Source organism: Stenotrophomonas testudinis, from assembly GCF_024499815.1.
Taxonomy (GTDB): Bacteria; Pseudomonadota; Gammaproteobacteria; order Xanthomonadales; family Xanthomonadaceae; genus Stenotrophomonas.
The window spans coordinates 1-19321 of sequence record NZ_JAMOKY010000054.1 but is presented as its reverse complement, the minus strand read 5'-3'; the positions used below and the strand labels follow the sequence as shown (position 1 = coordinate 19321).

Sequence of the window (19321 nt, the reverse complement as noted above, 5' to 3'; positions counted from 1 at the left end):
GTGCTGCGACGTGCCGGCGGTGCGGCCGGTGCCGTTGCCGGGGCGGCCACGCGCGGGGCCGGGGCCGGGGCACGCGGGGCGACCGCGGTCTCGGCTTCGTCCACCACGAAGATCGACACGGCCTCGCTCAGGTGGCCTGCCTGCTCTTCCATCGCACGGGCGGCAGCGGTGGCTTCTTCCACCAGCGCGGCATTCTGCTGGGTGGTTTCGTCCATCTGCACCACGGTCTGGTTGACCTGCTCGATGCCGGCGGACTGTTCCTGCGAAGCTGCGGAAATCTCGGCCATGATGTCGGTCACGCGCTGCACCGAGGCGACGATCTCGCCCATGGTCGCGCCGGCCTTGTGAACCAGTGCCGAGCCATCGTTGACCTTGCCGACCGAATCGTCGATCAGGCCCTTGATCTCCTTCGCTGCAGCGGCCGAGCGCTGTGCCAGGGTGCGCACTTCGCTGGCGACCACGGCGAAGCCGCGTCCCTGCTCACCTGCACGCGCGGCTTCCACCGCAGCGTTCAGCGCCAGGATGTTGGTCTGGAAGGCGATGCCGTCGATGACCGAGATGATCTCGGCGATCTTCTTCGACGACGCCTGGATGGCCGACATGGTGGTGACCACCTGGCCGACCACGTCGCCGCCCTGCGAAGCGACGCCGTGCGCACCGATGGCCAGCTGGTTGGCCTGGCGGGCGTGCTCGGCGTTCTGGCGAACGGTCGAGGTCAGCTCCTCCATCGAGGCGGCGGTTTCTTCGAGGTTGGCGGCCTGCTGCTCGGTGCGGCGCGACAGGTCGCTGTTGCCCGAGGCGATCTCGCCAGCGGCCGAGCTGATCGCGCGGCTGGACTGCTTGATGCGGGTGACGATCTCGCTCAGCTGCGCGGCGGTGGCATTGGCATCGTCACGCATGCGAGCGAACACGCCCTGGTAATCGCCGTGCATGCGCACGGTCAGGTCACCCTGCGACAGGGCTGCCAGCAGGCCGGAGATCTGCTCGATGCTGCCGGCGTTGGCGTCCAGCAGGCCGTTGATCTGCTGGGCCAGCTGCAGGAAGAAGCCTTCCTTGCCGTTGGCATCGATGCGGCCGGACAGGTCGCCGGCGGCAGCCTGGGCGATGACGCGGGCCACTTCGGCTTCGACCTGCGCTTCCTGGGTGCGGTCGCGCCATTCCACCACGTAGCCGACGGTCTCACCGGCTTCGTTGCGGATGGTCGAGGCCACCTGGGCGAACTGCGCATCGCCGTACTGCATCGGGCGGCGGGCGACGCCGTGGGCCTTCAGGTTGGCCACCAGGCTGGTGTCCATCTCGCCACGGTGTTCCAGCACGGTCACCGGCTTGCCGACCAGCGACGCCTGGGCGTCGAAGTCCGGCAGGTCGCGGCGCACGTCATCCTGGTACTGGGCCAGGGTCTGCTGCAGGGCGCGGTTGCTGTAGACGATGGTGTTGTTCGGGTCGGTCAGGTACACGCCGGTGGAGCTGTAGTCCAGCGCGGTACGGATGCGCAGGTTCTCGCGGGCGACGGCGGCATCGGTCTCGATGCGCTCGCGCAGGTCGCGCTGCATGCGCTGCATGGCCTGCATCAGTTCGCCCACTTCATCCTGGCGGCTGACATCGATATGGCCGTCGAGCTTGCCACCGGCGACGTCGTTGGCAACCGAGACGGCGCCACGCACGCTGCCGACCAGTGCACGGGCGATCAACCACACCAGCACCAGTCCCAGCGCGGCGCCGCCGAACAGGGCAATCACCATCAGCGTGGCCGATGCGGCGTAAGTGGAGGACGCCTCGTCGCGCGATGCGCGCGCCAGGCGATTGTCTTCGGCGATCAGTGACTCCAGGGCCGCCGTCGCCTTGTTGTGCTTTGTGCGTGTTTCGCCGACGAAGGTGTCGATGGCATCGTCCGGCAGGTCCAGCTCCAGCATTTCGGTAACGCTGTCATACGACGCCAGGGCTGCTTTCCAGTCCGCGGCGAAGGCATCAAAGAGCTTTTTCTGCTGCGCGTTGTCGATCATCTTCGGGTAATCGACCACCGCCTTGTCCATGCGTGCACGCACGTCCTTGGCGCGGTTGCGCGCGTCGGCCTTGACGTCGTCGCTGGCGCGGATCAGTTGCTGGTAGGCGGCGTTACGGTATTCACCCACCATGCCACGCATTTCGCCGGCCATGCGGATGCTCTCCATCCGCGATCCCGCCAGCTCCGTGGTGACGTTGTTCAGCGAATGCAGACCGCGATAGGCGACGATGCCCTGCAGCAGCATCACCAGCAGGATGACACCGAACGTCAGCAACAGTTTCGGCATCAGTTTGAGGTTGTTGATCCACGACATGGGCGTTGTGATCTCCTAAGGCAGACGCGCCCGGGCGTCCGGCCCGGTTGCAGCAGACCACGCCGGCAGCAGCCGGCGTGGTGACGGACAGCGGATTACTTGATGTTGGCCAGCTTCAGGCTTGCCGGCGAGCTGACTTCGATTTCAGCGCGCGAGGCATCGCGCTGGATCTTGCCCAGCACGCAGACGGTCTTGCCTTCCAGGCTTTCCAGCGGGAAGTTGAACTTGCTGCGGTTCTCGCCGGCGATGCGGGCCGAGAAGGTGTGGCGCGGGAAGGCGCCGCCCATGTACAGGAAGGTCGGCTGGCCTTCGGACCCTTCCGCGAAGCGGGCCTTCTCGACCTTGCCGCAGACCATGCCGTCCTTGCCGACCGAGCGCGGCGCCATTTCCGGCGGGATCATGTCGGCCGACTGTGCGATGGCGGAAGAAGCAGTGGTGGCCAGGGCAGCGGCCGAAACGAACGCAAGCAGGGACTTCATCGGTGTGATTCTCCGGGGATTGTGATGGTCGATCCGGTACTGCGCGCTCCTGCGCGACCGGGTTCCTGTCCCCCTATCGGCATGGCCGCGGGGAACTGAAGGGCTCGGTTACAGAAACGTGAGGGAAGTCCGTCGGCTCACGCAGCGGCGTCTTCGACCAGGCTGGCCTGGCCCATGTCGGCGCTGTCCAGCAGGGTTTCGATGTCCAGCAGGATCAGCATGCGGTCGTCCTGCGTGCCGATACCGGAAATGAAGCGGGTATCGACGGCGGCGCCGAACTCCGGGGTGGGGCGGATCTGATCGCCCGACAGCGGGATCACGTCGGACACGCTGTCGACGACGATGCCGACCACGCGGTCATCCACGTTCAGCACGATCATCACAGTGAAGGCGTCGTAGGTCGCGTTTTCCAGGCGCAGCTTCAAGCGCAGGTCGATGACCGGAACGATGGTGCCGCGCAGGTTGATGACGCCCTTGATGTAGTCCGGTGCGTCCGGCACGCGGGTGACCGCGTCGTAACCGCGGATTTCCTGCACCTTGAGGATGTCCACGCCGTAGTGCTCGGCGCCGAGGGTGAAGCTGAGGAATTCGCCACCGGCGCTGGCGGTGGAGCTGGTCTTGTCGTTCATCGAGGGTCCTGGTCTGCCGGAAGTCCCGGTATCAGCCTCGATATCGGCCCCGTGGGTGGGGACTTTAGGTGGGTAGGTGCGCCATCCACGCATGGCCCGGCGCTACCTCTTACATCTCGCCGTTCTGGCGCGCCTTGCGTTGGCGGTCGATGCGGAAGATGTAACGCTGGATGGCGCTGTCGCCTCCGCGCGGCAGGTCGTCGAACCGCATGCCGATGCGCTTGACCTCGATGCCGTTGGGTTGCCGCTGCGGCAGCATGTTGCAGACCACCAGGGAAATCTGCAGGTCCGGGCCATCGGGCATCGACAGCACGGCGTTGTAGCGCTTCTGCAGGCTGAACACCGCGCAGTCGCTGGGCACGGTGACGGCCAGGCCGCCGCCGCTGATGTCGACCACGCGCATCGACAGCGCTTCGCTGCCCACTTCACCGGCGGGCAGGGACAGCTGCGGCGAGTCGGTGATGGGGGTCTCCAGGCGGTACAGTTCGCGCCGCTGCAGGTGTACCAGTTCTTCGGGCAGGGGTGCGCGGAAAGCCACGTGGCCCTCGTTGTCCACCCGCTGCAGGTCGTGCAGACGGAAGCGCACCAGCACCCGTTCCAGCTGGGCGAAGCAGAGCAGGTGATCGGCGTCTTCGGCGGCGCGGTTGGAGGCTTCCTGCGGGCTGCCATCGAGCAGCAGGAAATCGTCGTCCTCGTCCAGGTCCAGCAGGGCGGTCGGGAAGGAGCGATCACGGCCGTCGATGTGGGCGTTGATCAGCGAACGCTGGTCGATCAGCGAACGCAGCAGCTGGCGCAGCTGGCGGGGATTGCGCACCAGGAAGCGTTCGTCGTCGGCGTCGGCCGCGTGGGCATCGTGCTGGTCGTTGTCGTGGCCGTCGGACATGGAATCTTGATTCTGGGGCGGGGGCCGACACGCGCGGGCGCGTGGCTTGAAGGAAGTATCGGCCAAGGTCGGCAATTATGAAGTGTGAAATGCATCACTTTCCATGGACGGTGCCGCCGCCTTGATGCGGGTCCGGTCATGCTGCAACCGGACCCGCTGTGGCTCAGAACTCCTGCCAGTCGCCGTCACCGGCCAGCGCAGGCTGCGCCACCGGCTTGCGGGCCCGCAACGGGGCCGGGGTGGCAACTGCCGTGGGCTTGCGCGCCACCGGGGCTGCGGCAATGGCGCGCGGTGCGGGAGCGCTCAGGCCGGGAGTGGCCAAGCGGAAGCGGGCCACGGCTTCGCCCAGCTGCGCAGCCTGGTCTTCCATCGCCCTTGCGGCGGCCGTGGCTTCTTCCACCAGCGCGGCGTTCTGCTGGGTGGTTTCGTCCATCTGCACCACGGTCTGGTTGACCTGTTCGATGCCAGCCGACTGCTCCTGCGAGGCAGCGGAGATCTCGGCCATGATGTCGGTGACGCGCTGCACCGAGGCGACGATCTCGCCCATGGTGCTGCCGGCCTGGTGCACCAGGCTGGAGCCTTCGGCGACCTTGCCGACCGAATCATCGATCAGGCCCTTGATTTCCTTCGCGGCGGCGGCCGAGCGCTGGGCGAGGGTACGCACTTCGCTGGCGACCACGGCGAAGCCGCGACCCTGTTCACCGGCACGCGCCGCTTCCACCGCGGCATTCAGCGCCAGGATGTTGGTCTGGAAGGCGATGCCGTCGATGACGGAGATGATTTCGGCGATCTTCTTCGAGGAGGCTTCGATGGCCGACATGGTGACGACCACCTGCCCGACCACTTCGCCGCCCTGCGAAGCGACGCCGTGTGCACCGATGGCCAGCTGGTTGGCCTGGCGGGCGTGCTCGGCGTTCTGCTTCACGGTGGAGGTGAGTTCCTCCATCGATGCCGCGGTCTCTTCCAGATTGGCGGCCTGCTGTTCGGTACGGCGCGACAGGTCGCTGTTGCCTGAAGCGATCTCGCCGGCGGCCAGGGTGATGCTGCCAGCGCTGGCCTGGATCTGGCCGACGATCTGGGTCAGCTGGCTGACGGTGGTATTGGCATCATCGCGCATGCGGGCGAACACGCCGTGGAACTGGCCATCCATGCGTGCGGTGAGGTCGCCCTCGGCGATGGCCTGCAGCAGCTGCGAGAGCTGGCCCAGGTTGCCGTCGGCCACCTGCATCATCGAGTTCAGCTGCTCGATCATCACCTTGAAGTCATGGTCGAAGCAACCGGCGTCACCGCGCTGGCTGAAGTCACCGGCGGCCGCAGCGTTGGCCAACTGCTGGATCTGCGTGTTGATGGCCAGCAGGCTGGCCTTGGCGGCATCCATCGATTCGTGCAGGATGGCGCGGCTGCCCGGCAGGCGCCGTGCGTCCGGGGCCAGGTTGCCGACGGCGTACTGGTTGAGTACATCGATGGCATCAACGATTGCATCCAGGTGTTCGAAGATGACCGTATTGATCCCGCCGGCCAGCTGGCCGTAGACGCCGGGGAAATCCTCGGGAATGCGATGGCTGATGTCCGGACCGGCATGCATCTGCGCCATCAGCTGGGTCTGCTCGGAGAAGCGGCGCAGCATGGCGGTCATCTCGCTGGTCGCGGCGAGCATGCGACCGGCTTCATCCTGGCTGGTGGCCTGGGTGCTGACGCTGAGATCGCCGCGAGCGACGGCCTGGATGGCGGTAAGCGCCTTTCCAAGCGGGCCGGTGACCGCGCGCGAGATGACCACGGCCAGTGCGGCTGCGAGCAGGGACAGCAGTACCACGCAGCTGACCACGGCGATGATGCTGTTGCGGTGGGTGGCGTTGGCGCCCTCGATCTTGCCCTGCATCTGCTTGCTGAGGAATCCGCTCAGCGCCTTCAGGTCATCGAACGCCTTGCGCCGTGCCGGCCGAGATTGCTCGTCGGAAATCTGCTGGGCCAGCACGGCGTCGCCGGTGTTCACTGCTTCACGCAGCCTGGCATTGGCAGCGAGATAGGCATCTACGTCGGCTTTCACCGGCGTGAACAGCGCACGCTCGGCGTCACTGGCTGGAATGGCGGCGTACGCCGCCAACTCATCGCGTACCGTCTGCGCGGTGTCATCCATTCGCTTGTTGTAGTCGGCAACCCGGTCAGGCTGGTCCAGCATGGTCAGCAGGGCCATCTCGTAAGTGCGGAACTCGCCCAGCAGCGAGCGCGCCTCGCCCAGGTGCTGCAGCGAGGGCATGTCATTGGTCGCCATCGAGCCCAGCTGTGCATTGGCTTCGGAGAGGCGCAGCAGCGCAAACACGCCCAGGACCACCGTCATCAGGGTGGTCAAAGTGAAACCCAGCGCCAGCTTGCGGGCGATGGGCAGATCGTGGAACCACTTCATGAAATGCTCCAGGTGACAGTGGAGCCGCGCGCGGGCGGCCTTGGAAGGGGCAATGCGTAACGGCGTGGCTGGGCGTCTTGATAGTGACCGCCGTCACAGACAGATAGCGGCGTCAGATCACGGGACTTTAAGATCAATGTCACAGTCACTCGCCCGGCAAGCCGATGTGGAAAGCGTTGCACCGCCATGGCCCTGGCCCGGACAGCTGGTTTCAGGTGCAACCGCCGGCACGACCAATGTCACACAATGTGGTCAGCGCGATTGAAGCGCGCGCAAACGAAAACCGCCGCCCCTGCGGGCGGCGGTTCGGGTACAACGCGGTGCGGTGGGTCAGGCGGCCTGCGGCACGCGCAGCGAGCGCACCAGGCCACCGATGTCGACGATCAGGGCGACGCGGCCGTCGCCGAGGATGGTGGCACCGGACACCCCGCCGATGCGGCGGTAGTTGTTCTCGATGTTCTTCACCACCACCTGCTGCTGGCCGACCAGTTCGTCTACTTCCAGGGCGATCTTCTGGCCATCGCCCTCGACCACCACCACCAGCGATTCGCTGTTGGCGCGGCGGGCGCCGTAGCCGTAGTACTCGCTCAGCGAGAGGATCGGCAGGTACTCGCCACGCACGCGCAGCACGCGGCCTTCGCCGGCCATGCTGCGGATGTCCTCGGGCTGCGGCTGCAGGGCTTCCAGCACGTAGGCCAGCGGCAGGATCAGGGTTTCACCGGCCACCGCCACCGTCATGCCGTCGAGGATGGCCAGGGTCAGTGGCAGGCGGATCAGCGTGCGCGTCCCGCTGCCCAGGCTGCTTTCAATCTGCACTTCACCACCCAGTGCCTGGATGTTGCGGCGGACCACGTCCATGCCCACGCCTCGGCCGGACAGATCGGTCACCGCATCGGCCGTGGAGAAGCCGGGCTGGAAGATCAGGTCCCAGACCTGCGAATCGGTCGGGTTGTCCGGTACGGCCAGGCCGCGTTCGTGCGCCTTGGCCAGGATCTTGTCGCGGTTCAGGCCGCGGCCGTCGTCGCTGACTTCGATGACGATGTGGCCCCCCTGGTGTGAAGCGGCCAGGGTGATCGTACCGGTCTCGTCCTTGCCTGCGTCACGACGCACGTCCGGCATTTCCAGGCCGTGGTCGATCGAGTTGCGGACCAGATGGACCAGCGGGTCGGCGATCTTTTCGATCAGGCCCTTGTCCAGTTCGGTGCCTTCGCCGACGGTGCGCAGGCGCACCTGCTTGCCGAGGCGGGTCGAGAGGTCGCGGACCAGGCGCGGGAAGCGGCGGAACACCGCATCGACCGGCAGCATGCGCACGCCGATCACCGCTTCCTGCAGATCGCGGGTATTGCGTTCAAGCTGGTCCAGGCCGGCGAACAGGCTTTCGGCATGCACCGGGTCCAGTGCGTGCGAGACCTGCTTGAGCATGGCCTGGGTGATGACCAGTTCGCCGACCAGGTTGATCAGTGCGTCGACCTTGTCCACGCTGACGCGGATCGAGGTTTCCGCTTCCTGTGCGCCGCCACTGGCGGCCGGTGCGGCGGGGGCGGCTGCAGCCACCGGTGCAGCGGGGGTGGAAGGGGCAACAACGGGGGCCTGGGTGGCCAGGCTCGGCGGCGCAGCCGGACGGATGTCCAGATCGCAGTCGTCCAGCACCCAGGCAAAGGTGTCTTCGATCTTGCTGCGCGGCACCTTGCCGACCAGGCCCAGGTCCCACGCCAGGTGGGCTTCGAGCGGGTCGAGCTGGGCGAAGCCGGGCAGGCGCTCCATGCGCGCGGCGACCTGCAGCGAACCCAGGTGTTCCAGTTCGCGAATGATGCGCAGCGGGTCGTTGCCGCTCATGAACAGCGACGGCGCCGGGGTGAAGCCGATCTGCCAGGCTTCGGGCGTGTCGTCGATCTTGGCTTCGGCAGCGGCCGGAGCGCTGGCGGCGGCCTGGCCGGACAGCACGGCTTCCAGTCGCGCCTTCACCGCGGCGACGGCGGCCGGATCAGCGGCCTGGCCGTGCTCGGCTTCGCGCAGCAGGGCGCGCAGCACGTCCACCGAGGACAGCATCGCGTCCACCGCGGCCGGTTCCAGCGCACGCTTGCCGGCACGCAGCTCATCCAGCAGCGTTTCCAGAACGTGGGTCAGGCCGGCGATCGCATCGAAACCGAAGGTGCCGGCGCCACCCTTGATGGAGTGGGCGGCGCGGAACACCGAATTGATGATCTCCGCGTCCTGTTGCCCCGATTCCAGGGCCAGCAGGCCGGCCTCCATTGCGTCGAGGCCTTCGCGGCTCTCCTCGAAGAAGGTGGCGTGGAAGCGTTGCAGGTCCATGCTCATGGCAGAGGCAATCCGGAAACGTGGGGTAGGGGCGGTTCAGGGATGCCGGGCGATCAGCCCAGCACCTTCTGCACGGTGGCGACCAGCTGTTCGGGGTTGAACGGCTTGACCAGCCAGCCGGTGGCACCGGCGGCCTTGCCTTCGGACTTCTTGTCCGCAGCCGACTCGGTGGTCAGCATCAGCATCGGGGTGAACTTGTAGTCCGGCAGCTGGCGCAGCTCGCGGATCAGGCTGATGCCATCCATGTTCGGCATGTTGACGTCGGTGACCACCGCGTTGAAACGCTGGCCCTTGGCGCGACCGAGCGCGACCGCGCCGTCTTCGGCTTCTTCGACGGCAAAACCGGCCGAGGTGAGGGCGAAGGAAACCATCTGGCGCATCGACGCCGAATCGTCCACCACCAAGATACGTGCGCTCATGCAGCGTTCTCCACAGATTTCAGGTTGTCATGGGGTACGTCCAGGCCCAGGGCCTGGGTGACGCCCAACAGGCGGGCGGCGTCACGGAAGGTTGCAGTGCAGCCGTGGAAGCCGGTGCCCAGGCCCGCCTCGCGGCGCGCCTGCACGAACGCACACAGCACCTGCACGCTGGCCGTGTGGATGCGACCGACCTGGCTTGCGTCCAGGGTCAGTTCGCCTGCTTCCGCCACGAGGGGCGAAAGGCGGTTCTTGAGCTCGGTGCTGTTCTCGATGCCGAGATCGTCACCCAGTTCGACAGTGCTCATCGTTGCTCCGGACAAACGGTTCCGAGATCCATAACGGCACCCGGCAGGGGTTCTTTAGGGTTGAATCGACGCGCTCAGCCCAACAACCGGGTCGCATCGAGCAGGATCATCGGCCGCTGGCTGATGCGGGCCACGCCGCGGAAGAGCTCGTTGGAGATCTGGCAGATGCGGGCGGTATCGGGTGGCTCGATCTGCGAATCGGTGAGGCTGGCCACGTCCTCGACCGCGGACACGCGCAGGCCGAGGGTTTCACCGTTCTCTTCCAGCACCACGATGCGGGTCTGCGCATCGTCCTCGGCGGTGGCCGCGCCCAGGTGGATGCCCAGGTCCATCACCGGCACCACCTGGCCACGCAGGTTCATGATGCCGAGCATGGCCGGCGCCGTGCCGCGCAGCGGCAGCAGCGGCACGGGCAGCACCACTTCCTGCACCTTCAGCAGTTCCAGTGCATAGGCCTGGGTGCCACAGCGCAGGCGCAGCCAGCGCGAGGTGCGTTCGGCGGCGCGGCGGTTGTGCGGGTTGGCGCCATGCGGCGGCTGGTGGGCCTGCGCCTGCAGTTCCTGCCAGCTGCCGGGGCGGATGCCGGGCGGCGTATCGAGGGCAACGCGCGGCGGCGGTGCGACGGCGGCGCGTGCGACCGGCGCAGGGGCAGGGCGGGGCGCTGCCGGGATGGGCGCTGCGGGCACGACCGGCGCCGGCGGCGGCACGGCCTCGCCTACCGCGGCGGCCTCGAAGGCGGCCTGCAGGGCGGGGCTGTCGGTGTGCGCCAGGCGATGGCTGTCGGCGCTGTCGGTTTCGTAGATCACTTCGTCCGGCAGGTCGTCCCAGGTGGGCTTGGGGGCGTCCGGCTCGGTGGTGGGTTCGGGCGCCGCTGCGCTCGCCGGGTGTGGCCCGGCGCTACTGGCGCTGTCGCTGGTCTCGTAGATCACTTCGGCGGGCAGGTCATCCCAGGTGGGTTCGCGTTCGGGCGCCGCAACGACGGCGGCTTCGAAGGCGGCTTCCAGCGCGGCGTCGTCCGCAGCGCTGGCAGCGGGCGCGTCGCCGGTCTCGTAGATGACCTCGGCCGGCAGGTCGTCCCAGGTGGGTTCGCGTTCGGGTGCCGCAACCACGGCGGCTTCGAAGGCGGCTTCCAGCGCGGCGTCGTCCGCAGCGCTGGCAACGGGCGCGTCGCCGGTCTCGTAGATGACCTCGGCCGGCAGGTCGTCCCAAGTGGGTTCGCGCTCGGGCGCGGCGACGGCGATGGCCTCGCCCAGCAGCTCGTCCAGATAGTCGTCCAGCACGCCGGGGGTGTTCATGCTGCCTGCTCCAGGGCACGCGCGTCTTCGCCGACGATCCAGTTCAGCGCACGGCGATAGGCAGCCAGGCCGCGGCCCGGATAGTCCTCGCCCACGCTGGGCAGGGTCAGGCCGGCGGCGTTGCTGATGCGGGTATCGATCGGGATCGCGTCTTCCCACACGCGGGTGCCATGGCGGTCCTGCATGGTGCGCAGCGATTCGTTGCCGGCACGGGTGCGGCGGTCGAACAGCGTCGGCAGGATCGAGATCGGCAGCGGACGGCGGCGCGAGCGCTCGACCATCTCGCCGGTGCGCACCATGCCGTCCAGGCCGTGCAGGGCCAGCGGCTCGGCCTGGGTCGGAATGATCAGGCGGTCGGCTGCGGCCAGCGCGTTGATCATCAGCAGGCCGAGGGTGGGCGCGCAGTCCAGCAGGATGTAGTCGTGCTGGCCGTGGTGGCGGGCCAGCGCATTCTGCAGCGCCAGGCCAAGTCCGGGCTGGTTGGCGCTGCGCCGTTCCAGGGTGGCCAGCGAGGCCTGCGCGCACACGTAGTCCAGGCCGCCGATGCTGCTGGGGTGGCTCAGCGTGGACAGCTCGGCCGGCGGTGCGCCGAACAGTTCCAGCACGCCGGCCGGCGCCGGCTCGACCGGCACGCCGAAGGCGCGGGTGAGCGAGGCGTGCGGGTCCAGGTCGATCAACAGCACGCGGTGGCCCTGTGCGGCCAGGCCGCGACCGAGGGCGAGGGTGGTGGTGGTCTTGCCGACTCCACCCTTCTGGTTGGCGACTGCCCAGATGCGCATCGGGTTACTCCTTCATTGCCGGGGGAACGGCGGCGCCGACGCGGCTGCCAGCCGGCACCGGCGGCAACTGCACCGGTGCGATGGGGGAAACGGGGGCGCTGCGCGATGTTGCAGCAGCTTCGGTGGTCGCGCCGGCGGCGGCGCTGCCGCCACCTGCAGCGGCATTCAGGCGATCGCCCAGCGGATCGACGGCATGGCTGGTGTCGGCCAGGATGATGACCATCACCCGCCGGTTGCGGTTGCGGCCCTGCGCGCTGTCATTGGCATCGCGCGGGCGGAACTGGCCGTAGCCGACCATGGCCAGCCGCGAGGGCTGCACGCCTTGGTCGGCGAACAGATGCACCACGCTGGCGGCGCGACCGGCCGAGAGCTCCCAGTTGGACGGGAAGGTCGCGGTGGCAATCGGCACGTCGTCGGTGTGGCCTTCCACGCGCACGCTGTTGGGCACGTCACGCAGCACTTCGGCCAGGCTGGCCAAGGTCTGCCGTGCGTGCACGTCCAGCGCGGCCGAGCCGGTGGGGAACAGGATGTCGCTGTTGATCTCGACTTCGATCCACAACTCGGTGCGGCGCACGCTGATCATGCCGCGGTCGATCAGCGGCGACAGTGCGGCGGTCAGGCGGTCGGCGATGCTGTTGAGCTGGCGCTCGGCACGTGCGATCTGTTCCTGGTTGTGCACCGACACCGGCATGCGCATCTGCGAAGCCATCGATGGCAGCAGGGTGGGATCGTGCGACGGTGCGGGCGCGGACGGGCCGATCTTGGTGCCGGACTTGATGACCGACGGGCTGTCCCAGCCGCCACCCTGCACCTGCCTGTTGCCCACCTGCACCGGGTTGATGGTGCGCGGTGCGCCGCCAAACGCATCGGTCAGGGCATCGGCCATGATCCGGTACTTGCCCTCGTTGACCGAGGAAATGGCATACATGACCACAAAGAAGGCGAGCAGCAACGTCATCAGGTCGGCATAGGGGATGGCCCATGCCTCGTGGTTGGCGTGCTCTTCGTGGTGCTTGCGGCGGGCCATGTCAGTGCAGGAAGCCGGTGAGGTTGGTTTCGATGTTGCGCGGGTTTTCGCCCTGGGCGATCGAGATCAGGCCTTCGATGACCATCTCGCGGTCGCGGGTGTTGTGCGCGATCACGCCCTTCAGCTTGGCGGCGATGGGCAGGAACAGCAGGTTGGCCGAAGCGATGCCGTAGATGGTGGCGGTGAACGCGGCGGCGATGCCGTGGCCCAGCTTGCTGGGGTCGGCCAGGTTCTTCATCACCGCGATCAGGCCCAGCACGGCGCCGATGATGCCCAGGGTCGGTGCATAGATGCCCATGGCCTCGAAGACCTTGGCCGCGGCCTGGTCCTGGTGTTCCTGGCCGCTCAGTTCGATTTCCAGCATGTGCCGGATCGATTCCGGCTCCACGCCATCGACCAGCAGCTGCAGGCCCTTGCGCAGGAACGGGTCGCGCTGTGCTTCCACCTGCGATTCCAGGCCCAGCAGGCCCTGGCGGCGGGCGATGTTGCTCCACTCGACGATCTGCTTGATCAGTTCATGGCGGTCGCTGTGTGGCGGGCGCACGACCCAGCGCACGATGTTGAAGGCGTGCTTGAACACCGCCGGGGCGGTGTGCAGAAGGATCGACGCGACGGTGCCGACGATCACGATCACGAAGGCGGCAGGCGACCACAGCGAAGCCAGGCCGGCGCCTTTCAGGATGCTGCCGCCGACCAGCGAGGCCAGGGCGAGAAAGAGTCCAATGAGGCTGAGTCTATCCATGGGTCCGGTATCGGCTTGTGTGAATGGGACTTGAGACACCGGTAGATCGTGTACAGACGGTAGTCACAGTTTTCGGGTCGCCGGGCAGGGCCCGGCGGGGGGTCAGCGCAGGCCGTCCACGTCCAGGATCAGGGCCATGCGACCATCGCCGATCAAGGTTGCACCAGCGTAACCGCGCAGGCCGCGCAGGGCCTTGGGCAGTGGCTTGATCACCACTTCCTCGCGGCCGCGCACCTGGTCCACGACCAGGCCGAAGCGCGCTTCACCGGCCTGCAGCACCACGATGGTCAGCAGCGTGGAGGCGGCCGGCGTCACATCCAGCCATTGGCGCAGGTCGACCAGCGGCAGGGTGTGCGAGCGGCGGTCCAGCACCGCGCGGCCATCGAACCAGCCCAGCGAAGTGCGCGGCGCGTGCAGCACTTCCATCACGCGGGCCAGCGGCAGGGCGTAGACATCCTCGCCGGCCTGCACCAGCAGGGTCGGCAGGATGGCCAGGGTGAGCGGCACGCGGATCAGGAAGCGGCTGCCACGGCCCAGTTCGGACTGGATCTGGATCTGGCCGCTCAGTTCACGGATGCGCGACTGCACCACGTCCATGCCGACGCCGCGGCCGGAAATATCAGTGACCTGCTGCTTGGTCGAGAAGCCCGGCAGGAACACCAGGTGCAGGCATTCCTCGCTGCTCAGGCGGGCGGCGGCTTCCGGATCGATCAGGCCCTTCTCGCGTGCCTTGGCGCGCAGCTTTTCCGGATCGATGCCGGCACCGTCGTCCTGTACTTCGATGCTGACGTAGTCGCCTTCCTGCTGCGCCGACAGGCGCACATGGCCCATCCGTGGCTTGCCCTGGGCTTCGCGCAGGTCGGGCATTTCCACGCCGTGGTCGATGGCGTTGCGCACCAGGTGCACCAGCGGGTCGGCCAGCGCTTCGACCAGGTTGCGGTCCAGTTCGGTCTCGGCGCCGATCAGCTCCAGGTCCACTTCCTTCTGCAGCGAACGCGCGACGTCGCGGGCCACCTTCGGGAAGCGCGAGAACACCTTGCCGACCGGCTGCATGCGGGTGCGCATGACCGCCGACTGCAGGCGCGCGGTGGCGATGTCCAGCGTCGACACGGCGCGGTCCAGCTCTTCGTCGCGCAGGCGGGTGCGCAGGGTCTTGAGCCGGTTCCGTGACAGTACCAGTTCGCCGATCAGGTTGACGATGGCGTCCAAGCGCTTGGTATCCACGCGCACGGTGTGTTCCGCTTCGGCCACCGGCTTGTTCGCCGCCGGCTTGGCCGCCGCACGCGGCGCAGGTGCCGGTGCCGGCGGTGCCGCGACCGGTACCGCAGCCACCGGCTTGGCGCCGGGCACGGCACCGCCATGCAGCTGGTCGAGCAGGGCTTCGAACTCGTCTTCGCTGATCAGGCCGTCGTCGGCCTTCTTCGGCGGTGCGACCGCAGTCGGGGCGTTGCCGCCGTGCAGCTGGTCGAGCAGCGCTTCGAACTCGTCGTCGGTGATCAGGTCGCCGCCGGCAGCAGCCGGCGCGGCCGCCGTGGCGGCGCCCGTGGAGGGGCTCGCACCACCGTGCACGTCGAACTGGGCGATCAGTTCCGGCGGCGCATAGCCGGGTTCAGTGCCGGACGACACCGCGTCGAGCATCGACTGCAGGTAGTCCAGCGACTGCTGGGCGGCATCGAAGTGATGGGCCTGCAGCACGGCTTGGCCGGCACGCGCGGCGCCCAGCGCTTCTTCCGCCGCATGGCACAGCTCGACCATGGCGGTGATGCCGAGGAAGCCGGCGCCACCCTTCAGCGTGTGGTAACCACGGAAGACCGCATTGAGCTGGTCGTTGTCCTGCGGTGCCTGTTCCAGCGACACCAGCTGTTCGCCCAGGCGATCCAGGATTTCCTGGGCCTCGATGATGAAATCGGCAGTGATGTCGTCGGCAACCGCGCTCATGCTTACAGCCCCAGATCCGACAGCAGGTCGTCGGCGTCGTTCTGCGAGACCGCGTGGCGGTCCAGTCCCTTCAGTGCCGGCCCGGCTAGTTCCGGGTCGGTGCGATGCTGTTCCGGCGGCAGGCCGAGCGCGCCGAAGCCTTCGTGCACGCGGCGGACGATGCCGACCACGCGACGGATGATCTGCCCGGTCAGGTCCTGGTAGCTCTGGGTAAGGGCGATCTCGGTCAGGTTGTGGCGGATGCGCTCAAGCTGTTCGCCCTGGCCCGGCTGCAGGCCATCTGCACGCAGCTGTTCGGTCAGGGCGCGGCATTCCTCGGCCAGGTCCAGGGTGCGGTGGGTGGCCTGTTCGGTCATCGCCACCACGTGGTCCAGGCGTGCGCAGGCATCGTCCAGCTCGCCGGCCTCGTCGGGCACGGTCGGCAGTTCGCCCAGTGCCTGGCCCAGCTCGCGGGCCAGCCGTGAAAGGCCGCTCATCATCGGCTGGGTGCGCGCGGCCACCAGGCTGTCGATGCGCTGGCGCCAGGCGGTCTCGTCACCCGACTCCAATGCATCCAGGGCCTCCTGCAGGCGCAGGGCGAGGGCGCTTCTGTCGACCTGGGCGTCCATCAGGCGCTCGCTGCCAGGCGTTCGAAGATCTTGCCGAGCTTCTCTTCCAGGGTCTGCGCGGTAAATGGCTTGATGATGTAGCCGTTGACGCCGCTCTGGGCCGCTTCGATGATCTGCTCACGCTTGGCTTCGGCGGTCACCATCAGCACTGGCAACGTCTTCAGCTTGGCATCGGCGCGGATCGCCTTGAGCAGCTCGATGCCGGTCATCACCGGCATGTTCCAGTCGGTGACCACGAAATCGAACGGCTGGCTCTGCAGCAACGACAGCGCGGCATGTCCGTCCTCGGCTTCTGCGGTGTTGGTGAAGCCCAGATCGCCCAGCAGGTTCTTGACGATGCGACGCATGGTCGAGAAATCGTCAACGATCAGGATGCGCATGTTCTTGTTCAAAGCAGAGTTCCTTTGTTGTTCACTGCGGGCGGCCGGGGGCAGCCGCCTCGCGCATGTTCATTGCTCGAGGCCGGCGTCGGCCGCCTCGAAGACCTTCAGCCTGCCGCGCAGTCGCAGCACGGCCTGGCCGTGGATCTGGCAGACCCGCGACTCGCTAACGCCTAGCACCGCGCCGATCTCCTTCAGGTTCAGCTCCTGCTCGTAGTAGAGCGACAGCACGAGCTGTTCGCGCTCGGGCAGGTGGCCGATCGCCTTGCCCAGCTCGCGGCCGAATTCGCCGCGTTCCAGCACCTGCTGCGGCGTCGGGCCGCCCTGGGCGACCGTGTCCAGCTCGCCCTGGTCCTCGATGCGCGATTCCAGGCTCAGCACCTGGCCACGCGAGGCGTCTTCCATCAGGCGCAGGTACTCGGGCAGGGGCATGTCCATCGCCGCGGCCACTTCGGTGGCGCTGGCGGCGCGGCCGCTGCTCTGCTCCAGCCGGCGGATGGTGGCGGCGGCGTCGCGGGCACGGCGGTGCACCGAGCGCGGCACCCAGTCGCCACGGCGGATCTCGTCGATCATCGAGCCACGGATGCGGATCGAGGCGTAGGTCTCGAACGAGGCGCCCTGATCGGCGTCATAGCTGCGCGAGGCTTCGATCAAGCCCATCATGCCGGCCTGGATCAGGTCGTCCACCTCGACGCTGGCCGGCAGGCGTGCGGCCAGGTGGTGAGCGATGCGCCGCACCAGATCGGAGTGCTGGGCGATGACGTCGGTCGCGCTGGCGCGCTGGACTTCCTTGTACTGGGCTGCACCTTTCATACGGTCACCCCACGCTGCTTGAGGATGCGTTCGAGGAAGAACTCGACGCCGCCACGCGGTTCGGTCGGCGCCTGCCAGCGGGCGGTACGGCGGGCGATCTCGGTGATCGCCAGCGCGGCCGGGCTGGACGGGTAGGCTTTGACCACCGGCTGCTGGCGCTGCACCGACAGGCGCAGCCAGTCATCCTGCGGCACGCAGCCCAGGTAGTTCAGCGAGACATCGGCGAGGAACTTCTCGCAGACGCGGGTCAGCTTTTCATACAGCACGCGGCCCTCGTTGGGGTCGCGCACCATGTTGGCCACCACCTGGATGCGGTCCACGCCACGTTCGCGCGAGAGCACCTTGATCAGCGCATAGGCGTCGGTGATCGAGGCCGGCTCATCACAGACCACCACCACGGTGTCCTGCGCGGCCTGGCAGAAGGTCAGCACGCCGTCGGTGATGCCAGCGGCTGTGTCCACCACCATGATGTCCAGATCACGTTCCAGCTCGGAGAACACGTTGACCAGGCCGACGTGCTCGGCCGGGGCCAGTTCGGCCATGTGCCGGCGGCCCGAGGCGGCCGGGACCACCAGGACCCCGTTGGGGCCCTCGATGATCACCTCGTCCAGGCTGCAGCGGCCGGCCACCAGGTCGGCCAGGGTGAACTTGGGGTTCAGGCCGAGGATGACGTCGATGTTGGCCAGCCCCAGGTCGGCGTCCAGCAGCAGGGTGCGTTTGCCCATGCCCGCCAGCGCCACGGCGAGGTTGGCCGATACGTTCGTTTTGCCCACGCCGCCCTTGCCGCCGCTCACTGCGATGGTGCGGACAGGGCCGAGCGGCGCGCTGCGGGTCGCCGACAGCGGGAAGGTATTGGTCAGCTTGGCGTACTCACGCGACGGCATGGTTCAACTCCGGGTTGCAGGGCATATCGGCCGCTCGGCGCAAATCTTCAAGGCGAAGTACGAGATTGGCTGCACTGGCCCGGTGCAGGTCCTCCGGGACGTCCTGTCCATCGGTCACCCAGGTGATCGGCAGGGCGTGGTCGACGGCCACCGAGAGGGCGTTGCCGAAGCGGCCGGTCTCGTCCAGCTTGCTCAGCACCAGGCCCTGCAGGTTGGCCGCGCCGAAGCGGCGGACGACCTCGTCCATGTCACCGAAGCTGGTGTTGGCCGGCAGCACCAGCAGGGTGCGCACCTGGCGGGCGGCCCGCAGCCACTGCAGCTGGGCGGCCAGGGCACGGTCGCGCGGGCCCAGGCCGGCGGTGTCGATCAGCACCAGCTTGTAGTCCTGCAGGCGCTCCAGCAGCTGGTCCAGGTCGGTGCCGCTGTTGGCCTCGTGGACGGCGATGCCGAGCTGGCGGCCGTAGCCGTACAGCTGCTCGCGGGCGCCGACGCGCATCGTGTCGGTGGTCACCAGGGCGACGTCACGCGGGGCGTGCTTCTCGGCGAAGCGCGAGGCCAGCTTGGCGATGGTGGTGGTTTTGCCGGCACCGGTCGGGCCGACCAGGGCGATCACGCCGCCTTCTTCCAGCGGGTCGACCGGGGCGATCGGCAGCTTGCGCGAGATCAGCCCCAGCATCAGGCCACGACCGCGGTGGGCCTCGGTCTCCAGCGGGATCTGCATGGCCACGTCGCGCGACAGGCCCGCGTCGAAGCCGTACTCGTCCATCAGGTCCAGGGCGGTGGCGCGCACCGCGCTGCCACGCAGGCGCTCATCGGTGAAGCGGTTCATCTCGCGCTCGATGACCTGACGCATACCGGCCACCTCGTGGCGCAGCTGGCGGATCTCGCCGTCATCGGCGGCGACCATCGTCAGCGCCGGGGCCGGAGCCAGCTGCGGCGCGGGTGCCGGGGTCGGCAGGGCGTCGGCCAGCGGCGCCATATCGTTGGCGGGCATTTCCGCCGCCGGCGCTTCGATGGGGGCGACCACGGCGGCGGCCGGGGCCACCACGGCCTCGAGCGGGTCGGCGAGGATCGAGTCGCGGGGGTGGCCGCCCGACTT

At 67.9% G+C, this 19321-nt stretch carries 18 protein-coding genes; all 18 read right to left on the bottom strand.

What is annotated here, in order from left to right:
- On the bottom strand, window positions 1-2318 hold a 2318-nt coding region (locus NQ204_RS18595), incomplete at its 3' end, for a methyl-accepting chemotaxis protein (RefSeq protein WP_256644618.1).
- A gap of 95 nt (window positions 2319-2413) precedes the next feature.
- Window positions 2414-2797 (bottom strand): hypothetical protein, encoded by a 384-nt coding sequence (locus tag NQ204_RS18590; RefSeq protein ID WP_116865143.1) that lies wholly within the window; start codon window positions 2795-2797, stop codon window positions 2414-2416.
- A gap of 137 nt (window positions 2798-2934) precedes the next feature.
- The gene (locus NQ204_RS18585; RefSeq protein ID WP_108768775.1) at window positions 2935-3426 is read right to left on the bottom strand and encodes a chemotaxis protein CheW; all 492 of its coding nucleotides are present in this window, start codon (window positions 3424-3426) and stop codon (window positions 2935-2937) included.
- Between the two features lie 109 nt (window positions 3427-3535).
- Window positions 3536-4309, bottom strand: coding sequence for a flagellar brake protein (locus NQ204_RS18580; RefSeq protein ID WP_116865145.1), 774 nt, complete (start codon window positions 4307-4309; stop codon window positions 3536-3538).
- A gap of 163 nt (window positions 4310-4472) precedes the next feature.
- Window positions 4473-6713 (bottom strand): methyl-accepting chemotaxis protein, encoded by a 2241-nt coding sequence (locus NQ204_RS18575; protein ID WP_256644617.1) that lies wholly within the window; start codon window positions 6711-6713, stop codon window positions 4473-4475.
- A gap of 330 nt (window positions 6714-7043) precedes the next feature.
- On the bottom strand, window positions 7044-9032 hold the full coding sequence (locus NQ204_RS18570; RefSeq protein WP_256644616.1) for a chemotaxis protein CheA: 1989 nt from the start codon (window positions 9030-9032) through the stop codon (window positions 7044-7046).
- A gap of 53 nt (window positions 9033-9085) precedes the next feature.
- Window positions 9086-9451: a response regulator gene (locus NQ204_RS18565; protein WP_070207889.1), complete on the bottom strand. Its 366-nt coding sequence runs from the start codon at window positions 9449-9451 to the stop codon at window positions 9086-9088.
- On the bottom strand, window positions 9448-9756 hold the full coding sequence (locus tag NQ204_RS18560; protein ID WP_079221799.1) for an STAS domain-containing protein: 309 nt from the start codon (window positions 9754-9756) through the stop codon (window positions 9448-9450). The genes NQ204_RS18565 and NQ204_RS18560 overlap by 4 nt, the downstream gene beginning before the upstream one ends.
- Window positions 9757-9830: 74 nt before the next feature.
- Window positions 9831-11051 carry a chemotaxis protein CheW gene (locus NQ204_RS18555; RefSeq protein ID WP_256644615.1) on the bottom strand — a complete coding sequence of 407 codons (1221 nt, stop codon included), beginning with the start codon at window positions 11049-11051 and terminating at the stop codon, window positions 9831-9833.
- The gene (locus tag NQ204_RS18550) at window positions 11048-11830 is read right to left on the bottom strand and encodes a ParA family protein (RefSeq protein WP_116865237.1); all 783 of its coding nucleotides are present in this window, start codon (window positions 11828-11830) and stop codon (window positions 11048-11050) included. The genes NQ204_RS18555 and NQ204_RS18550 overlap by 4 nt, the downstream gene beginning before the upstream one ends.
- Window positions 11831-11834: 4 nt before the next feature.
- On the bottom strand, window positions 11835-12857 hold the full coding sequence (gene motD / locus NQ204_RS18545; RefSeq protein ID WP_116865238.1) for a flagellar motor protein MotD: 1023 nt from the start codon (window positions 12855-12857) through the stop codon (window positions 11835-11837).
- Between the two features lies 1 nt (window position 12858).
- Window positions 12859-13599, bottom strand: coding sequence for a flagellar motor protein (locus tag NQ204_RS18540; protein ID WP_256644614.1), 741 nt, complete (start codon window positions 13597-13599; stop codon window positions 12859-12861).
- A gap of 102 nt (window positions 13600-13701) precedes the next feature.
- Window positions 13702-15537 carry a chemotaxis protein CheA gene (locus tag NQ204_RS18535; protein WP_256644613.1) on the bottom strand — a complete coding sequence of 612 codons (1836 nt, stop codon included), beginning with the start codon at window positions 15535-15537 and terminating at the stop codon, window positions 13702-13704.
- A gap of 2 nt (window positions 15538-15539) precedes the next feature.
- Entirely contained in the window at window positions 15540-16145 is a 606-nt protein-coding gene (locus tag NQ204_RS18530; RefSeq protein ID WP_108768784.1) for a protein phosphatase CheZ, read from the bottom strand.
- Window positions 16145-16537 (bottom strand): chemotaxis response regulator CheY, encoded by a 393-nt coding sequence (cheY, locus tag NQ204_RS18525; RefSeq protein WP_006365466.1) that lies wholly within the window; start codon window positions 16535-16537, stop codon window positions 16145-16147. The genes NQ204_RS18530 and cheY overlap by 1 nt, the downstream gene beginning before the upstream one ends.
- 57 nt (window positions 16538-16594) lie before the next feature.
- A complete protein-coding gene (locus NQ204_RS18520; protein ID WP_108768785.1) occupies window positions 16595-17338 on the bottom strand; it encodes an RNA polymerase sigma factor FliA in 744 nt (247 codons plus the stop codon).
- Window positions 17335-18222, bottom strand: coding sequence for a MinD/ParA family protein (locus NQ204_RS18515; RefSeq protein ID WP_116865241.1), 888 nt, complete (start codon window positions 18220-18222; stop codon window positions 17335-17337). The genes NQ204_RS18520 and NQ204_RS18515 overlap by 4 nt, the downstream gene beginning before the upstream one ends.
- A partial coding sequence (flhF, locus tag NQ204_RS18510; protein ID WP_256644612.1) for a flagellar biosynthesis GTPase FlhF occupies window positions 18209-19321 on the bottom strand: 1113 nt, incomplete at its 5' end. The genes NQ204_RS18515 and flhF, both read right to left, overlap by 14 nt.

Bases quoted from the DNA above. Each gene is read 5' to 3' on its own strand.
- NQ204_RS18585 (WP_108768775.1), bottom strand. From the start codon at position 3,426: ATGAACGACAAGACCAGCTCCACCGCCAGCGCCGGTGGCGAATTCCTC.
- NQ204_RS18560 (WP_079221799.1), bottom strand. From the start codon at position 9,756: ATGAGCACTGTCGAACTGGGTGACGATCTCGGCATCGAGAACAGCACC.
- NQ204_RS18515 (WP_116865241.1), bottom strand. From the start codon at position 18,222: ATGCCGTCGCGTGAGTACGCCAAGCTGACCAATACCTTCCCGCTGTCG.
- NQ204_RS18540 (WP_256644614.1), bottom strand. From the start codon at position 13,599: ATGGATAGACTCAGCCTCATTGGACTCTTTCTCGCCCTGGCCTCGCTG.
- NQ204_RS18530 (WP_108768784.1), bottom strand. From the start codon at position 16,145: ATGGACGCCCAGGTCGACAGAAGCGCCCTCGCCCTGCGCCTGCAGGAG.
- NQ204_RS18555 (WP_256644615.1), bottom strand. From the start codon at position 11,051: ATGAACACCCCCGGCGTGCTGGACGACTATCTGGACGAGCTGCTGGGC.
- NQ204_RS18520 (WP_108768785.1), bottom strand. From the start codon at position 17,338: ATGAAAGGTGCAGCCCAGTACAAGGAAGTCCAGCGCGCCAGCGCGACC.
- motD (WP_116865238.1), bottom strand. From the start codon at position 12,857: ATGGCCCGCCGCAAGCACCACGAAGAGCACGCCAACCACGAGGCATGG.
- NQ204_RS18580 (WP_116865145.1), bottom strand. From the start codon at position 4,309: ATGTCCGACGGCCACGACAACGACCAGCACGATGCCCACGCGGCCGAC.
- NQ204_RS18535 (WP_256644613.1), bottom strand. From the start codon at position 15,537: ATGAGCGCGGTTGCCGACGACATCACTGCCGATTTCATCATCGAGGCC.
- NQ204_RS18570 (WP_256644616.1), bottom strand. From the start codon at position 9,032: ATGAGCATGGACCTGCAACGCTTCCACGCCACCTTCTTCGAGGAGAGC.
- NQ204_RS18550 (WP_116865237.1), bottom strand. From the start codon at position 11,830: ATGCGCATCTGGGCAGTCGCCAACCAGAAGGGTGGAGTCGGCAAGACC.
- NQ204_RS18590 (WP_116865143.1), bottom strand. From the start codon at position 2,797: ATGAAGTCCCTGCTTGCGTTCGTTTCGGCCGCTGCCCTGGCCACCACT.
- NQ204_RS18575 (WP_256644617.1), bottom strand. From the start codon at position 6,713: ATGAAGTGGTTCCACGATCTGCCCATCGCCCGCAAGCTGGCGCTGGGT.
- NQ204_RS18565 (WP_070207889.1), bottom strand. From the start codon at position 9,451: ATGAGCGCACGTATCTTGGTGGTGGACGATTCGGCGTCGATGCGCCAG.